Origin of the sequence: Burkholderia sp. AU31624 (assembly GCF_020420065.1) — a bacterium.
GTDB lineage: Bacteria > Pseudomonadota > Gammaproteobacteria > Burkholderiales > Burkholderiaceae > Burkholderia.
The window spans coordinates 409245-427037 of the sequence record NZ_JAIZRT010000007.1 but is presented as its reverse complement, the minus strand read 5'-3'; the positions used below and the strand labels follow the sequence as shown (position 1 = coordinate 427037).

Below are 17793 nucleotides of genomic sequence, written 5' to 3'. Positions count from 1 at the left end.
CGATCGCGACTACGCGGCGCGCTCCATCGGCCCGCATCCGCGCCGCCGCTCAGGCCGCAACCGGTTCGCGCCGATCGGCGGGCCGCCACCCGCGTGCCGGCGCGATATGCGTGATGACATCGTCGAGAAGCTGCAGATAATTCTCGAACGGCAGGTTGTAGGGCAGTTCGACGCGCAACTCCCGCATCTGGCCGACCACCGGATCGGCCAGCAGCCGCTCCAGGATTTCGTCCGAGGTGCCGACGAGATCCGGCGCCGACGCCTCGCACTTCGACACCTTTGCGTGACAGCGCTGCCGGGAAGCCGTCGGGCGGAAAGCCCAGCTCGCCCTTGAACAGCGACACGACGGTCCCGCCGAAGGTGGAGTCGCCGCGACGATCGACAAGCGGCTCGCGCCCCGGTCAGACGCCTTCGACCAGCACGGCCCGAAAGCGGGCGCCCTTGAAGCGATGCGGAACGATGGCCTGGTATGCCGGGCTGCCATACCACGCGTGCGCGGCGTCCCTGGACGGGAACTCGACGATCACCACCCCTTCCGGGCCGTCGCCCTCGAGCGTTTCCTGCGGGCCATAGGCGGCCAGCACCTTCAACGGATGGCCGGCGGTCGTCGCGCCGACCTTGTCCTGGTAGAGATCGAGTTCCTGCTGATCCTGCGTGCTTTCATGCGTGAAGACGATATAGGTCGCCAAGATTGCACTCCTGATGCGTTCGAGAATGATGGGACGATCCGGAGATCGTCCGCCGGACAACGGCACTCATCCTAACCATCGGGCGCGCGTTCTCTTAGCCCCCTGCTTCCAACTCTCTATTCGAGCCGGATTAACAATGGACGCACCCGGTCGGCCGGGCGCGTGTCGCGGCACCAAAAGAAAACACCCCTCGACGAGGGGTGCATGAGCCGGATCGCGGTGCGCCCCCGGCCGATGGCAAGTCAGCTGGGGGAAATCACTGCCCGGCGCCGGGGCCGTCGAGACGCAGCGTCGCGCTCACCCTACCCGCGCTTCGCCCTCGCGCTCGGCTTCCCCTTCGTCCGACCCCGTTCGCGCCAGCACCGGCTTGAGCGCCTGCCCGGTGTGGCTTGCGCTCACCCGCGCGAGCGCTTCCGGCGGCGCCGCCGCGACGATCGTGCCGCCGCCCACACCGCCCTCCGGCCCGAGATCGATGATCCAGTCGGCCTCGGCAATCACGTCGAGGTCATGCTCGATCACGACGACGCTGTGCCCCGCATCGACGAGCCGGTGCAGCACGCGAATCAGCTTCGCGACGTCGGCCATGTGCAGGCCGACCGTCGGTTCGTCGAGTACGTACAGCGTGTGCGGCGCCTTCTGGCCGCGCCGCGTGATGTCATCGCGCACCTTCGTCAGCTCGGTGACGAGCTTGATGCGCTGCGCCTCGCCGCCCGACAGCGTCGGCGACGGCTGGCCGAGCGTCAGGTAGCCGAGCCCGACATCCTTCATCAGCTGCAGCGGATGCGCGATGTTCGAGATCGGCGCGAAGAATTCCACCGCCTCGTCGATCTCCATCGTCAGCACGTCGCCGATGTTCCGGCCGCGCCATGTGACGGCGAGCGTCTCCGGGTTGAAGCGCTGCCCGTGGCACACGTCGCACGGCACCTTCACGTCGGGCAGGAAGCTCATCCCGATCGTGCGCACGCCTTGCCCTTCGCATGCGGGGCAGCGCCCGTCGCCGGTATTGAACGAGAAGCGCGATGCCGTGTAGCCGCGCGCCCGCGCTTCGAGCGTATCGGCGAACAGCTTGCGGATCGTGTCCCACACGCCGATATAGGTGGCCGGGCACGAGCGCGGCGTCTTGCCGATCGGCGTCTGGTCGACTTCCAGCACGCGATCGATCTGCTCCCAGCCGCTCAGCGAATCGCAGCCCTGCCACGCATGCGTGACGTTCAGCGACGGCCGCGGCGCGCTGCGCGCCAGCACGCTCGAACGACGGTTGGCGGCCGGCGCGTCCTGCTGCGCGGCCTTGCGTGCGCGGCGCGTGGCCGGCGACGACAGCACCGAGCGGCCCACCGCGTCGAGCAGGTTCGTCATCAGCACGTCGCGCGCGAGCGTCGACTTGCCCGAGCCGCTCACGCCCGTCACCGCGACGAGCCGCGCGAGCGGAATGCCGACCGTGACGTCACGCAGGTTGTGCAGCCGCGCGCCATGCACGGTCAGCCAGGCCTCCGGCACGGCGGCGCCGCCTTGCTTGCCCGGCAGGCTCACGCTGCGGCGCGGCTGCAGCGGGTGCGTCATCGGCCGCGCGAGCAGGCGCCCCGTGACCGAATCGGACTGCGCGGCCAGATCCGCGACCGCGCCCTGCGCGACCAGCGTGCCGCCGCGCTTGCCGGCGCCCGGGCCCACGTCGATGATGTGATCGGCGCGGCGGATCGTGTCCTCGTCATGCTCGACGACGACGAGCGTATTGCCCTTGTCGCCGAGCTTGCGCAGCGCGTCCAGCAGGATCTGGTTGTCGCGCGGATGCAGGCCGATCGTCGGTTCGTCGAGCACGTAGCAGACGCCCTGCAGGTTGCTGCCGAGCTGCGCCGCGAGCCGGATGCGCTGCGCTTCGCCGCCCGACAGGCTCGGCGCCGCGCGATCGAGGCTCAGGTAACCAAGCCCGACTTCCTCGAGAAACGCGAGGCGGCTGCCGATCTCGCTGACGATGTCGCGTGCGATCTGTGCGTCGCGCCCCGTCAGTTCCAGCCCGTCGATCCAGCGGCGCGTGTCGGACACCGTCCATTGCGCGACCTCGACGATCGGATGCGCGTCGAACGTGACCGCGCGCGCGGACGGGTTCAGCCGCGTGCCATGGCAATCCGGGCACGGCTCGTTGCCCACGCCTTCCGGTTCCTGCTCGTCGGACGGCAGCGTCTGCTCGCGGCCACGATCATCGCCGGCGAGCACCGTGTCGTCATACGCGGCGCGCTGTTCGCGCGTGAGCGTGACGCCGGTGCCGACGCAGGTCGTGCACCAGCCGTGCTTGCTGTTGTACGAGAACATCCGCGGGTCCAGCTCCGGGTAGCTCGTGCCGCACACCGGGCACGCGCGCTTGACCGACAGCACCTTGACCGTGCCGACCCGCGCGGTCGAATGATCGTTCTGCATCGCATCGTGCAGCCCGTCGAGCGGCGCGAGCAGATGCATCACGCCCTTGCCGAGCTCGAGCGTCTCGTCGAGCACGCGCCGCAATTCGGCCTCGTTGTCCGGCGACACGACGATGTCGGCGACCGGCAGCTCGATCGTGTGCTCGCGGAAGCGGTCGAGCTTCGGCCACGGATCGACCGGCACGAACTCGCCGTCGACGCGCAGATGCGTGCTGCCGCGCGCCTTCGCCCACTTCGCGAGATCCGTATACACGCCCTTGCGGTTGACGACGAGCGGCGCGAGCAGCCCGACGTGCTCGCCGCGATGATCGCGCAGCAATTGCGCGGCGATCGATTCGACCGACTGCGACGTGACCGGCGTGCCGTCGTGGATGCAATGCTGCAGGCCAAGCTTCACATACAGCAGCCGCAGGAAGTGCCAGACCTCGGACGTGGTCGCGACCGTGCTCTTGCGCCCGCCGCGCGACAGCCGCTGCTCGATCGCGACGGTCGGCGGAATGCCGTACACCGCATCGACTTCGGGGCGGCCGGCCGGCTGCACGATCGAGCGTGCATACGCGTTCAGCGATTCGAGGTAACGGCGCTGCCCTTCATGGAACAGGATGTCGAACGCGAGCGTCGACTTGCCGGAACCCGATACCCCGGTGATCACGTTGAACTTGCCGTGCGGGATGTCGACGTCGAGCGCCTTCAGGTTGTGTTCGCGCGCATTGACGATCCGCACGACGTCTTCGCCTTCGATCGCACGCCGCTCGCGCGCCGCGTTCAGCACGGCCTGCAGCGGCTTGCCTTCGTCGGCGAGCGCCAGCTCGGCGTCCATTGCGCGGTCGTACTGCAGCAGCGCCACGCCGGTATGCGATTCGGCGCAGGCCTTCACGTCGTCGGGCGTACCCGCGCACAGCACGAGGCCGCCGCCGTCGCCGCCTTCCGGGCCGAGATCGATCAGCCAGTCGGCCGCACGGATCACGTCGAGGTTGTGCTCGATCACGATCAGCGAATGGCCGGCCGCGAGCAGCTTGCCGAACGCCTGCATCAGCTTCGCGATGTCGTCGAAGTGCAGCCCGGTGGTCGGCTCGTCGAACATGAACAGCTTCGCGCGCGCGATGCGCGCTTCTTCCGTGACGACCCGGCGCCCATTGACGGCCGCCGCCGATTCGGCGAGGAAGCCGGCCAGCTTCAGCCGCTGCGCTTCGCCGCCCGACAGCGTCGGCACCGGCTGGCCGAGCTTCACGTATTCGAGGCCGACGTCGACGATCGGCTGCAGCACGCGCAGCACCTCGGCGTCGGTCGCGAAGAACGCGGCCGCTTCGCTGACGGTGAGATCGAGCACGTCGGCGATGCTCAGCGCGCGGCCGTTGCGCTCGATGCGCACTTCGAGGATCTCGGCGCGGTAGCGGCTGCCGTCGCAATCCGGGCAGCGCAGGTAGACGTCGCTCAGGAACTGCATCTCGATGTGCTCGAAGCCCGAGCCGCCGCAGGTCGGGCACCGGCCATCGCCCGAGTTGAAGCTGAACGTGCCGGCGCCATAGCCGCGTTGCAGCGCGAGCGGCGCCTTCGCGAACAACTTGCGGATCTCGTCGAACGCGCCGACGTAGCTCGCCGGGTTCGACCGCGTGGTCTTGCCGATCGGCGACTGGTCGACGAACACGACGTCGCCGACCTGGTCGGCGCCCCTGAGGCTGCGGTACGCGCCCGGCGACTCGGTCGCCTTGCCGTGGTGCCGCGCCATCGCCGGATAGAGCACGTCCTGAAGGAGCGTGGACTTGCCGGACCCCGACACGCCCGTCACGCAGACGAGCCGCTGCAACGGGATCTCGACGGTCACGTCGCGCAGGTTATGTTCGCTCGCGCCTTCGAGCACGATGCGCGGCGTGTTCGCGTCGACCACCCGGCGCGCCCAGTTCGACGCATGCGCGACATGCTTGCGGCCGCCGAGATACTCGCCCGTCAGCGTGTGCGCGGAGCGGATGTCGGCGGGCGTGCCGTCGTAGACGATCGTGCCGCCGCGCTCGCCCGGGCCGGGCCCCATGTCAATCAACCGGTCGGCCGCGAGCATCACCGACGGATCGTGTTCGACCACGACCAGCGTATTGCCCGCGTCGCGCAGCCGCTGCATCGCCTCGACGATCCGCGTGAGATCGCGCGGATGCAGGCCGATACTCGGTTCGTCGAGCACGAACAGGGTTTTCGTGAGCGACGTGCCGAGCGCCGTCGTCAGGTTGATCCGCTGCACCTCGCCGCCCGACAGCGTGCGGCTCTGCCGGTCGAGCGTCAGGTAGCCGAGCCCCACGTCGCACAGGTATTTCAGGCGCGTGCGCACCTCGGCGAGCAGCAGCTTCAGCGCATCGTCGAGCAGCGCGCTCGGCAGCGTGATGTCGTCGAAGAAGCGGCGAATGCGCTCGATCGGCAGCAGCATCAGGTCGTGCACGGTCAGGCCCGGCAGCGCTTCGAGCTGCGCGCGACTCCAGTCGACGCCGCGCGGCATGAAGCGGCCGGCCGGCGCGAGCACGCCGTCGGCGTTTTCCTTCGAGCCGAGCCGCCATTGCAGCGACTCCGTCTTCAGGCGCGCGCCGCCGCACACGTCGCACGGCGTGTAGCTGCGGTATTTCGACAGCAGCACGCGGATATGCATCTTGTACGCTTTCGACTCGAGATAGCCGAAGAAGCGCTTCACGCCGTACCACTGGCTCTGCCACTTGCCGTTCCAGTCCGGCGACCCGTTGACGACCCAGTCGCGCTCGGCGTCCGACAGCTCGGACCACGGCGTGTCGCGCGGGACGCCGGCTTTCGCCGCGTAGCGCATCAGGTCGTCCTGGCATTCCTTCCAGGCAGGGGTCTGCATCGGCTTGATCGCGCCGCCGCGCAGCGTCTTGCGCGCGTCGGGGATCACGAGGCCGAGATCGACGCCGATCACGCGGCCGAAGCCGCGGCAGGTTTCGCATGCGCCATATGCCGAATTGAACGAGAACAGCGCCGCCTGCGGCTCCGCGTAGCGCAGGTCGCTGTCGGGATCGTGGAGCCCGGTGGAGAAGCGCCATACCTGCGGCTCGGCAACCGCGTTCTCTGCGTCGGCCGGCAGCACATAGACATTCACGCGCCCGCCGCCGCGCTTCAGCGACGCCTCGATCGCCTCGACCACGCGTACCTTGTCGGCGCCCTGCACGCGGAAGCGGTCGGCCACCACGTCGAGCACCTTGCGCGGCCCGGTGGGCGACGCGACCTCGCGCTGCGCCTGCACGCGCGTATAGCCGCTCGCCGACAGCCACTGCGCGATTTCTTCATCGGACACCGCTTCCGGCAGCTCGACCGGGAACGTGACGACGACGCGCGGATCGTCCGCCTGCGTGCGCGCGACGAGCTCCGCGTAGATCGTCTCCGGCGTGTCGTGCCGCACCTGCCGCGCGGTCTTGCGGTCGAACAGCTCGGCCGCGCGCGCGTACAGCAGCTTCAGGTGATCGTTCAGCTCGGTCATCGTGCCGACGGTCGAGCGCGAGCTGCGCACCGGGTTGGTCTGGTCGATCGCGATGGCCGGCGGCACGCCGTCGACACGTTCGACCTGCGGGCGATCCATCCGGTCGAGGAACTGCCGCGCGTACGCGCTGAACGTCTCGACGTAGCGCCGCTGGCCTTCCGCGTACAGCGTGTCGAACACGAGGCTGGACTTGCCGGAGCCCGACGGGCCGGTGACGACCGTCATCTCGCCGGTGCGCAGGTCGAGATCGAGATTCTTGAGGTTGTGCTGACGTGCTCCGCGAATGCGGATCAGATTGCTGGATGACAATTTGCCTGCCCGTCTGAATGAGTTAGCCAGAGTGCTCGGTGCCGGAACGCTGCGGCGGATGCCCGCAGGCGCGGCGCACGGGCCGCCACGGTTACACGTGTGCGGCTCGATTGCGACGGACACTATACTGTATATTCATACAGTTTTCCATGACGACCCTGGCGCCGTCATGGGCAGGCGGGCGGCGAGGGAGCGAGATGCCTGCCGAACAGGCCACCCGCTGCGTGCCGGTTCGCAGCGGTCATGGGCGCATCCCGCCAACCATTCGAATCCCCCGTCTCCGGCTGACGACGGGTGCAGCCCTCCCCGCGTGTAACGATCGAAAAGTTAACTTGTAGAAGTTGTGACGCATTAGTAGCATTTGCTACATGAATACTTTATCGATCTGGTCGCTCCTCGTTCTGACCCTTCCGACAGAAAACGCGACGGCCCGCATGCGGTTCTGGCGTGCGCTGAAGGCGAAGGGGTGCGCGGTGCTGCGCGACGGCATCTACCTGCTGCCGTACACCGCAGAGCATGAGGCGACCCTGCGCGAGCTCGCGGCGGCGATCGCCGACAGCGGCGGCACGGCCCACCTGTTGCGCGCGCCCAGTCTCGACGCGTCACAGGAACAGGAATTCCGCGCGCTGTTCGATCGCGACGCCGACTACGCGACCTTCACGCGAACCCTCATCGACGCGCGCAAGACACTGGCCGGGCAGTCCCCCACGGAGCTCACCCGCCTGCTGCGTCGCCTGCGCAAGGATTTCGACGCCATCCGGGCGATCGACTATTTCCCGGGCGATTCGGCCACCCGTGCCGAAGTCGCGCTGCAGGATTTCGTCGCGCTGGTCGACACCGTGCTGTCGCCGGGCGAGCCGCACGCCGCCGACCGCCCGATCCGTCCGCTGGCGACCAACGAATATCAAGGCCGAACCTGGGCGACACGGCAACGGATGTGGGTCGATCGCGTCGCGAGCGCGTGGCTGATCCGTCGATTCATCGACGCGCGCGCCCGCTTCCTCTGGCTGGCGGCGCCGGCGGATTGCCCGGTCGATGCGCTCGGCTTCGATTTCGACGGTGCGACGTTCACGCACGTCGGCGAGCGCGTGACATTCGAGGTGCTACTCGCCAGTTTCGGACTCGAAGACGACGCCGCGCTGATGCGGCTCGGCGAGATCGTGCACGCGCTCGACGTAGGCGGCCCCGCCGCGCCCGAAGCGGTGGGCTTCGAGGCCGTGATGGCCGGCACGCGCCAGCGCACGGAGAACGACGATCAGTTGCTCGAGCAGATGGGCGCCGTGCTCGACGCCCTGTACGCGCACTTCACGTCGAACGGCAAAAACCCAACCACGGCCAGATCATGACTCCTACCGTCGCCACCACCGAACCGACCTACTCGCTGGGCGAGCTGGTCGCCTACATGCTGCGTCTCGGCACATTCGGTTTCGGCGGGCCGGTCGCGCTCGCGGGCTACATGCGTCGCGACCTGGTCGAGCGTCGCGGCTGGATCACGGAGGCCGACTACAAGGAAGGCCTCACGCTGGCCCAGCTCGCACCGGGGCCGATGGCGGCCCAGTTGGCGATCTATCTCGGCTTCGTCCACTACCGCCTCCTCGGCGCGACGCTGGTCGGTTTCGCGTTCGTGCTGCCATCGTTCCTGATGGTGGTCGCGCTCGGGTTCGCGTACGCGCATTTCGGCGGGCTGTCGTGGATGCAGGCCGTCTTCTACGGCGTCGGCGCGGCGGTGGTCGGCATCATCGCGATGAGCGCGTACAAGCTCACGACCAAGACCGTCGGCGACGACAAGCTTCTCTGGGCGATCTTCCTGACCTTGGCCGCGGTGACCTTCATCACGGAATCGGAAATCGCGTGGCTGTTCGTCGCTGCCGGCCTGATCGGCTGGCTGTGGCGTGCTCCACCGAAGTGGCTGCACAAGGGCGGCCCGAATGCCGTTGCCGCTGCCCAACTACCCGCAGTCAGCGGGTGGCTGAGCGGCATCGATTTACCGCAGCTCGTTCAGCTCGGTGCTTTCTTCATGAAGGCGGGTGCGTTCGTGTTCGGCTCCGGACTCGCGATCGTGCCGTTCCTCTATGGCGGCGTCGTCACCGAGCATCACTGGTTGAACGACAGGCAGTTCGTCGACGCCGTCGCGGTCGCGATGATCACGCCCGGCCCGGTCGTGATCACCGTCGGCTTCATCGGGTATCTGGTCGCGGGATTCCCGGGCGCACTCGTCGCTTCGCTCGGCACGTTCCTGCCTTGCTATCTGTTCACGGTCATTCCGGCGCCTTACGTGAAGAAATACGGGCACCGGCCGGGCGTCAAGGCGTTCGTGAACGGCATCACGGCGGCGGCCGTCGGGGCGATCACGGGCTCCGTTCTCGTGATCGCGAAGCGATCGATCGTCGATATCCCGACTGCGCTGCTCGCCGTCGCCACCGTGCTTTTGCTGTGGCGCTTCAAGAAATTGCAGGAACCGGTGATCGTGATCGCTGCCGCCGTCATCGGGCTCGTGGCGTTCCCGCTGCTTCATCACTGACTCGAGTCGACGTGCGGTGGAGGTGACGTACCGGATGAACGCGCGGGCAAGCGATCGCCACAGATACGGCTCGATTTCGGCTGACACGATACGGTATCTCCATGCAGCCACCGATGAAGGCGGTTCGCGCGACCGTGACGGTCAAGGAGATCCTCGCGAACCGGCGTCGGGTCGTGCTGGAAACCTGCTTCGAAGTGAACGGGCTCGTCGTCGTGGAAGGCACGGCGGCCGTCATGCCCACGAACGCCGAAGCCCGCCGGAAGGAAGCGGAAAACGCCCAGGATCACGAGGCTTGACGGTCGCGCGGAGCGGGACGGCCGGCGGCGTCGGGCTCGCGATGTACGGTCACGCGAGCCGCTTCGCGCGGGATGATCCGCGTCCACGAATCCGGTCGCGATGCGTCACACGGAAACCGGCTCAGCCGGCCGCCGCCATCGCGTGGGCAACGCACGTCCGGGCCAGCACGTCGGTCGGGTCGACCAGCGTTGCCCGACTGCCGTTTCGCGTCACGTATTCGCCGCCGGGCAGCAGGATCGGCAGCTCGGTACACCCGAGCACGATCACGTTCACGCCTTCGGCAATCAGCGCGTCGACGGCAGCGTCGATATCGTCCTTGCACTGTCCGGCCGTAAAGCCCGCCTTGACACCCGCCTTTCCGTAGATCGCTTCCATCACGCGCGCCTGCAACGCCGGGGCGGGCGCGACTTGCCGGAGTCCTTGCTGCGCCAGCGCCTTTTCATACACCCCGCTTTCGATCGTGCCGGATGTCGCCAGTACACCGACGTCGCTTAGCGCCGGGTAGGTGTCGCGTAAGTGAGCGACGGTGACGGTCAGCATGTTGACGATCGGGATGTCGAGATACGGCTGGATCCGCTCGACGAATGCATGCGCGGTATTGCACGGAATCGCGATGACGTCCGCATCGCCGTCCTCGAGCTTCTTGCAGGTCGCGTACAAGGCGATCGTCGGGTCCACGCCGACACCTAAAAGATTCTCGGTTCGATCGGGGATTTGCGGATTCTGTTCGACCAGCAGCTTGATATGGTCCTGATCGCGCGACGCCGGTGTGTTTCGAACGATCTTGTCCAGGAAATCGACCGTTGCGGCCGGACCCACGCCGCCGACCACGCCGATCTTGAACGTCGATGCACGGGAGCCGTGCGGCGCCGATACCGCGTACTGCGCGTAGGCGAGATTCGAATCGATCAACGGCACCGGCAACGGGCCGATTTCATCCGCGACCAGCGCAATCTCGGTCAGCCCCGGGACGATGACCTGCACGCCCTGATCGACCAGGTCCTCGCAGGCGCGGCGCAACAGCTCGACCGGCCGCCCTCGAAGCGTGCCGCGCTTGATGCCGTCGGCACCGTAGACGGCTTCCGTCACGAGATCGACGCCGTCGTACGAACGCGGATGGACGATGTCGAATGGCGGCGACGGGAAATACGCATCGAAGAGCCGCTTGTCCCGCACGTAATCGGAAGCGAGCACGCCGATGCGTGTCGCGTCGGGATACTTGCGTTGCACATGGCTGCGAACGGCTTCGACGATATCCACGATCGGCAGCTTCGTATTCGCTTTCAGCTCGTCGATGAACGTGTGGCTCAGGAAACACGGGAGCACGACCGTCGTCACGCCGCGCGCCTCGAACGCCCGGATCATGTCGAACACGTACAGCTTGCGTTCGATGGTCGCGGCACTGCCCGACCCCGCGCCATTGAACGGGTATTGCTCGAAAATCGCTTCGACATGCTCATCGTCGGACGACGCCGGCGTCGCCTTCACCATCTTGAAGAACACGTCGGCACTCCCCAGCGGCCCGAGGCCGCCGACCACGCCGAATTTTCTTCGGGTGTTCATGCTGGCCGTGCCCATCATGCATTCAGCTCCGGCTCGTCGAATACGGCGCCGTTCGACTTCACGGCTCGCCGGCCCTCCCACTTCGCGATCACGGCTGTCGCCACGCTGTTGCCGATCACGTTCGTCATCGTGCGCCCCATGTCGAGGATCTGGTCGATCGCGAGGACCATCGCGACGCCGGCCACCGGCAGATGGAACATCGGCGCGACCGCCGCGACCACGACCACCGAGCCGCGCGGCACGCTCGCCATGCCCTTGCTGCTCAACATCAGCACCAGCAGCATGAACACCTGCTCCGACAGCGGCATGTGCACGCCGAACGCCTGGGCGATGAAGATGGCGGCAAACGCCTGGTACATCATCGAACCGTCGAGGTTGAATGCGTAACCCAGCGGCAACGTGAAACCCACCACCTTCTTGTCGACGCCGAACCGCTCGAGCTGCTCGGTCAGGCGCGGATAGGCGGCCTCGCTGCTCGCGGTCGAGAAGGCGATCAGCGCCGGTTCGCGCACGGCCTTCAGCAGGCTCACGACGCGCCGACCGAGAAACGCATAGCCGGCGCCGATCAGCAGCATCCAGAGGACGATCAAGCCGAGATAGAACGCGCCGATCAGCTTTCCATACGTGTAGATCACGTCGAGCCCGCGCAGCGTGACCGACGACGCGATCGCACCGAATACGCCGAGCGGCGCCGCGCGCATCACGTAGTTCGTCAGGCGCAGCATCACCGGCACCATCCCGTCGATCGACTGGATCACGACGCCGACGCGCTTGTCGTGTTTGAGCGCACTCAGCGCGACGCCGAGAAAGACCGAGAACACCAGGATCTGCAGGATGTCGTTGCGCGCCATCGCGTCGAGCAGGCTGGTCGGGAACGCATGCGTGATCACGTCCCGGGCGTTCAGCGCGGCCGTATTCAAGCCGGTATTGGCCTCGCCGGCGGTTGCCGTGAGATTCAGGCCGGCGCCCGGCTGCAGCGCATTGGCCATGACGAGGCCCAGGCTCAGCGAAATCAGCGACGCGCAGATGAACCACCCGATCGAGCGCAGGCCGATGCGCCCGACGTCCTCGCCACTGTCCATGCCGGCCAGGCCCGACACGAGCGTCACGAACACCAGCGGCGCGATGATCATCTTGATCAGGCGCAGGAAGATGTCGGTGACGATCGAGAAATAGCCGGCAGTCGTCTTGAGCGCGCCCGGGTCCGCGATGTGGGTGTGGCAGAGATAGCCGGCGACGACACCGAGAATCATGCCGACTGCGATGCTTAAGGTAAGGCGATTTTTCATGTCCATCCGTCCGTGGTGGCACCCGGCCGCCGGAAGGCGGGCCGCCGCTGCGATGCAGGCAGCGCGACGCGGGTCACGCATCACATCTGCCGTTGGAACGAATGGTAGGGATCGTCGATAAAACCGTGATGCCGGTGCGACATGGCGGTATGCGAGCGCCGCATAAGGCGGGAAAACCCTGACTCAGCCGAGCCGCGAAGGCGCCGCGCGCAGGTGCTGCCAGAGCGTGTCCAGGAATTCACTCCGATTGGACACGTCGCGATACACGCGCAGTTCGACGTCGAGGTTCCACGCCGCCGGCCCGGCCGGCACGAGTTCGCCGGCCGCCAGTTCCGCCGTGATCGCGCTCCGGGGCAGCCACGCGACACCCTCGCCTTCCATCACGAGTTTCTTCAGCACCTCGGCCATGTCGGATTCGTAGTGCAGTTGCAAGGCCGGCGCATCCGGTGCGCGACCGAGCAGCAGCGCGAGGCACCGCCCGAAGTAACTGGTTTCCGTATAGGAAATCAGCGGCAGCGGATGCTGCTTCGTCCCGGGAAGACGAAAGGCCGGCGCGGATCGACGGTTGGGCCTGCATGCCGGCATCAGCGTGTCGAGGCCCACGGTCAGGTGTTCGTATTTCACCGGATCGAGATGGAGCGGCAGTTCCGGGTGGTGATACGCAAACATGAGCTCGCAATTGCTGTTGACGAGCATCAGGATCGAATCGTGGACATTGGTCGGAATCACGCGCGCCCGCACTTCGCCGAAATGCGGCGCGAGCGCCTTGAGCCACGCCGGCAGGAAACTCAGCGCGATCGTGTGGCCCGCGGCGATCTGCAGGCTCTTGCCGGCGATCCGCTGCTCGGTGCGGATGATCGCGCGCGTGTCGAACAGGCGGCTGAGCACATCTTCGGCCGTCTCGCGAAACAGGCGGCCCGCCGGCGTCAGCACCGGCGGAAAGCTGCTGCGGTCGATCAGTTCGGCCCCGATCCACTGTTCGAGCGACTGGATGCGACGGCTGAAACCCGACTGCGTGACGTTGCGGAACTCCGCTGCCCGGGAAAAGCTTTGATATTGAGCGAGGGCGAGGAAATCCTCGATCCATTTGATTTCCATATCGGCCTTGGAGGATCGCGGTGGGATCGGCCTGCGCGTCACCGAAGTCGGGGGGACGCGCAGGCCGGCGGACGCTCACATTGTATGTGCTCGATCCGGCGCATCGCGTCGGCGTTTGCCATGGCGCCCGTGGCCGATCTGGACGTCGCCGTTCTGCGGGCTCGCCGACGGCGACGATATGCGCGGGCGACAACCCCGGCGGCGACGGCATTTCAGTTGCACGGCCGCCAGCCCATCCCTGCCTGGCTAAGCCTTCTTCGTATAACTGTTGCACCAGCCTTTCGCACTCACCTGCTTGCCGCCGAAAATCGCGCACGCCCCCGTCGTGGCGCCGGCCTTGCCCTGGAAGAACCGACAATTCGCACAGGCCTCGCCTGCCTGGAATTTCGGGTACTTCGCATGATCGACCCGTCCGGCATCCGCCTTGTAGCCGAGCGCCTGGGCATTGGCATCGGCTTCCTGCACGACACCGGCCCCGGCATCCGCCGCCGTCGCGCGGCGTCCAACGGCGAGCGCGGAAGCGAGCACGGTGGTGACTGCAACGAAACGTCGGCGTGAAAATTTCATGGTTCCCCCTTCAGGTTCGCGTGAACGGATGTCCGGAATGCGCCGTTCCCCGATGACGAAACGCCGCCCGCTCCTAGACGGCGCCCGTCGATCGCGCAGGCATCGCGCCCATCACGCCGACGCACGCTCGACGACGGAATCAGCGAAAGAACAACGCCCGCATCCCGAACGTGTGATGCGCTTCCGCCGCCATCAGCACCATGAGCACCAGCAGGCTCAGCGGCGGGATCAGGATCGCGTACACGAGCGCCAGCCGCTCCCACATCATGTGCATGAAGATCGACACGATCAGCCCGGCCTTCGCGATCATCAGCACGACGATCAGCACCCAGCGCATCAGGCCCTGCACGTTGAAGTAGTCGACCAGGTACGACAACGTGCTCAGCACGAACAGCAGGCCCCAGATCTTCAGGTAGAGGCCGATCGGATGCTGCTGGCCGTGCGCGGCGTCGGGTCGATCGGCGGGATCGGTATGCTCCATGGCTGCCTCACCACAAATAGAACAGCGCGAAGATGAACACCCACACCAGGTCGACGAAGTGCCAGTACAGCCCGGCGATCTCGACGATCTGGAAGTTGCCGTGCTCGGTGAATCCGGGCTGCAGGATCTTGCGCGCGATCAGCAGCAGGTAGATCACGCCGCAGGTCACGTGAAAGCCGTGGAACCCGGTGATCGTGAAGAAGCACGCGCCGAACTGCGCCGCGCCGAGCGGATTGCCCCACGGGCGGATGCCTTCACGGAAGATCAGGTTGCTCCATTCGAACGCCTGCAGCGACACGAAGGTCGCGCCCAGCAGCGCGGTCGCCAGCAACAACGCGGCGGCGGGCCGTGCGTTGCGCCGGTAGCCGAAGTTGACGGCCATCGCCATCGTGCCGCTGCTGCTGATCAGCGTGAACGTCATGATCGCAATCAGCAGCAACGGCACTTCCACGCCGCCCACGCTGAGCCCGAACACTTTCGCGGTATCGGGCCATGGCGCCGTGGTCGACATGCGCACCGTCATGTAGCCGATCAGGAAGCTGCTGAAGACGAAGGTGTCCGACAGCAGGAAGATCCACATCATCGCCTTGCCCCACGGCACCCTGAAGGCTTCGCGGTCGGACGACCAGTCGGTGACGATGCCGCGCCAGCCGTCGGGCCGCGCGTCGGCGGGCGGCAGCGCGGACGATTCGGCTGTGGATTCGGTGTGAGCCGTGGGCGCGGTCATGGCGCGGCTCCGTATAGCGGCCCGCAGACGGCGGCGACGATCCCGGGGGTCAACCACTGCATCGCCGCCAGCAGCACGAGCCAGACCGCGAGCAGGAAATGCCAGTAGCGCGCGCACAGCGCGATGGCCCGTTGGGCCCGGAACGGGTCCGCGCGCCGGAGTTGCGCGATCGTCACGGCCCACGCCGCCAGCCCGCCCAGCACATGCACCCCGTGCAGGCCGGTGAGCAGGTAGAGGAAGCTGTTGGACGGATTGACGGTGACCGTCTCTCCGGCTGCCGACAGCGTCTGCCACGCAACCAGCTGCCCGATCACGAACACGGCCGCCAGCACGCCGCCGGCTGCCAGCCACACCGTGCGGGACGGGCCGATCCGCCGGGCGCGCTGCATCGCGATGCTGGCCAGCGCCAGCGCGCCGGTGTTCCACCCCAGCAGCGCCGGATGCGGGATCGGCTGCCAGTCGGGTTCACGCATGCGCATCGCATAGGCGAACAGCAGCAGCGAGAACAACGTCGTCGCCACCGCCATGAACACGGTCAGGCCAGTGCGGCCCGCATTCGGCAAGCCGGGTGGCGCATCGGGAACGAAGGGGCGCGGCAGCGTGGTCATTCGTGTGCCTCGCCCGGGTGCAGCGTCGGATGGGCCGCTTTGGATTGAGGCGCCGTCGCCGGCGGCTGGTTTTGCGGCACGAAGTCTTCCTCCTGCCCCGGCGGACTGTATTCGTATGCCCAGCGGTAGACGACGGGAAGCGTCGGCCCCCAGTTGCCGTGTACGGGCGGCGTTTGCGGCGTCTGCCATTCGAGCGTGGTGGCGCGCCACGGGTTGCCGTCCGCACGCCGCCCGTGGCGAAGGCTCCACGCGAGGTTGAACAGGAACAGCAGCTGTGCCGCCGCGACGATCAGCGCGACGATCGTGATGAACGTGTTGAGCGTCTGCGCCGAATGCGGAATGAAGCTGTAGCCCTGATACGCGTAATACCGCCGCGGCATGCCGAGGATGCCGAGATAGTGCATCGGGAAGTAGATCGCGTAGGTGCCGACGAAGGTGATCCAGAAGTGCGCGCGCCCGAGCGTGTCGTCGAGCAGGCGGCCCGTCACCTTCGGGTACCAGTGATACAGGCCGCCGAACACCACGAGGATCGGCGACACGGCCATCACCATATGGAAGTGCGCGACCACGAAATACGTGTTCGACAGCGGGATGTCCACGCTCACGTTGCCGAGGTATAGCCCGGTGAGCCCGCCCAGCACGAAGGTGCTGATGAAGCCGATCGCGAACAGCATCGGCACGGTCAGGTGGATATCGCCGCGCCACAGTGTCAGCACCCAGTTGTAGACCTTGAGGGCGGTCGGGACGGCGATGATGAGCGTCGTGGTGGCGAAGAAGAAGCCGAAGTACGGATTCATGCCCGCGATGAACATGTGGTGCGCCCAGACCACGAAGCTCAGCGCGCCGATGATCACGATGGCCCACACCATCATCCGGTAGCCGAAGATGCTCTTGCGCGCGTGCGTGCTGATGAGATCCGACGCGATGCCGAAGGCCGGCAGCGCGACGATGTAGACCTCCGGATGCCCGAAGAACCAGAACAGGTGCTGGAACAGCAGCGGGCTGCCGCCGGCGTGCTTGAGCGTCTGCCCCATCGACACCACGGCCGGGACGAAGAAACTGGTGCCGAGCGTCCGGTCGAACAGCATCATCACCGCCGACACGAACAGCGCCGGAAACGCCAGCAGCGCCATGATGGTCGCGATGAAGATGCCCCACACCGTGAGCGGCATGCGCATCAGCGTCATGCCGCGCGTGCGTGCCTGCAGCGTGGTGGTCACGTAGTTCAGGCCGCCCATCGTGGCCGCGACGATGAAGATCGCCAGCGACACGAGCATCAGCACGATGCCCCATTCCACGCCCGGCGTGCCCGGCAGGATCGCCTGCGGCGGATACAGCGTCCAGCCCGCACCGGTCGGCCCGCCCGGCACGAAGAAGCTCGCCACCAGCACCAGCACGGCCAGCAGGTAGACCCAGTAGCTCAGCATGTTGAGAAACGGGAACACCATGTCGCGCGCGCCGAGCATCAGCGGGATCAGGTAGTTGCCGAAGCCGCCCAGGAACAGCGCCGTCAGCAGGTAGATCACCATGATCATCCCGTGCATGGTGACGAACTGGTAGTAGTGGTTCGCGTCGATGAACGCGAACTTGCCCGGAAAGCCGAGCTGCAGCCGCATCAGGTCCGACAGGACGAGGCCGACCAGGCCAATCGCGATGGCCGTCATCGCGTACTGCACGGCGATGACCTTGTGGTCCTGGCTCCACACATAGCGGGTCCAGAAGCTATGCGGGATGGGGTCGGTATGCGCGTAGGTCATGGCG

14 protein-coding genes are annotated in these 17793 nt (G+C 66.8%); 3 read left to right on the top strand and 11 right to left on the bottom strand.

The genetic code is table 11. The annotated features are described in order from the left end of the window. Positions 1-49 precede the first annotated feature (49 nt). From LGM89_RS26225 to uvrA, 3 genes are all read right to left on the bottom strand, one after another. Complete coding sequence (locus LGM89_RS26225; RefSeq protein WP_226274418.1) at positions 50-385, bottom strand: hypothetical protein; 336 nt, start codon at positions 383-385, stop codon at positions 50-52. A gap of 16 nt (positions 386-401) precedes the next feature. After that, positions 402-689 (bottom strand): DUF1330 domain-containing protein, encoded by a 288-nt coding sequence (locus LGM89_RS26220; protein ID WP_089429785.1) that lies wholly within the window; start codon positions 687-689, stop codon positions 402-404. Positions 690-986: 297 nt separating this feature from the next. Beyond that, positions 987-6881, bottom strand: a complete 5895-nt coding sequence (gene uvrA, locus LGM89_RS26215) for an excinuclease ABC subunit UvrA (protein ID WP_226274417.1) — start codon at positions 6879-6881, stop codon at positions 987-989. Positions 6882-7249: 368 nt separating this feature from the next. Between uvrA and LGM89_RS26210 the strand changes: the two genes are divergently transcribed. From LGM89_RS26210 to LGM89_RS26200, 3 genes are all read left to right on the top strand, one after another. Next, positions 7250-8227 carry a chromate resistance protein ChrB domain-containing protein gene (locus LGM89_RS26210; protein WP_226274416.1) on the top strand — a complete coding sequence of 326 codons (978 nt, stop codon included), beginning with the start codon at positions 7250-7252 and terminating at the stop codon, positions 8225-8227. Further along, complete coding sequence (locus tag LGM89_RS26205; RefSeq protein ID WP_226204923.1) at positions 8224-9402, top strand: chromate transporter; 1179 nt, start codon at positions 8224-8226, stop codon at positions 9400-9402. Before LGM89_RS26210 ends, LGM89_RS26205 begins: the two co-directional genes overlap by 4 nt. Before the next feature lie 101 nt (positions 9403-9503). After that, positions 9504-9698, top strand: a complete 195-nt coding sequence (locus tag LGM89_RS26200; RefSeq protein ID WP_226274415.1) for a hypothetical protein — start codon at positions 9504-9506, stop codon at positions 9696-9698. Positions 9699-9819: 121 nt separating this feature from the next. On the opposite strand, the gene LGM89_RS26195 is transcribed toward LGM89_RS26200, so the two are convergent. The 8 genes from LGM89_RS26195 to ctaD form a co-directional block, all read right to left on the bottom strand. Then, entirely contained in the window at positions 9820-11262 is a 1443-nt protein-coding gene (locus tag LGM89_RS26195) for an amino acid racemase (protein WP_226274414.1), read from the bottom strand. Positions 11263-11276: 14 nt separating this feature from the next. Beyond that, the gene (locus LGM89_RS26190) at positions 11277-12551 is read right to left on the bottom strand and encodes a dicarboxylate/amino acid:cation symporter (RefSeq protein ID WP_226274413.1); all 1275 of its coding nucleotides are present in this window, start codon (positions 12549-12551) and stop codon (positions 11277-11279) included. A gap of 183 nt (positions 12552-12734) precedes the next feature. Continuing rightward, complete coding sequence (locus LGM89_RS26185) at positions 12735-13649, bottom strand: LysR substrate-binding domain-containing protein (RefSeq protein ID WP_226274412.1); 915 nt, start codon at positions 13647-13649, stop codon at positions 12735-12737. Between the two features lie 246 nt (positions 13650-13895). After that, complete coding sequence (locus tag LGM89_RS26180; protein ID WP_226274411.1) at positions 13896-14216, bottom strand: high-potential iron-sulfur protein; 321 nt, start codon at positions 14214-14216, stop codon at positions 13896-13898. A gap of 139 nt (positions 14217-14355) precedes the next feature. Next, on the bottom strand, positions 14356-14697 hold the full coding sequence (locus LGM89_RS26175; protein WP_206136804.1) for a cytochrome C oxidase subunit IV family protein: 342 nt from the start codon (positions 14695-14697) through the stop codon (positions 14356-14358). 7 nt (positions 14698-14704) lie between these two features. Next, the gene (locus tag LGM89_RS26170) at positions 14705-15424 is read right to left on the bottom strand and encodes a heme-copper oxidase subunit III family protein (RefSeq protein ID WP_226274410.1); all 720 of its coding nucleotides are present in this window, start codon (positions 15422-15424) and stop codon (positions 14705-14707) included. Next, positions 15421-16032, bottom strand: a complete 612-nt coding sequence (locus LGM89_RS26165; RefSeq protein WP_226274409.1) for a cytochrome c oxidase subunit 3 — start codon at positions 16030-16032, stop codon at positions 15421-15423. The genes LGM89_RS26170 and LGM89_RS26165 overlap by 4 nt, the downstream gene beginning before the upstream one ends. Next, a complete protein-coding gene (gene ctaD, locus LGM89_RS26160; RefSeq protein WP_226274408.1) occupies positions 16029-17789 on the bottom strand; it encodes a cytochrome c oxidase subunit I in 1761 nt (586 codons plus the stop codon). The genes LGM89_RS26165 and ctaD overlap by 4 nt, the downstream gene beginning before the upstream one ends. Positions 17790-17793 lie beyond the last annotated feature (4 nt).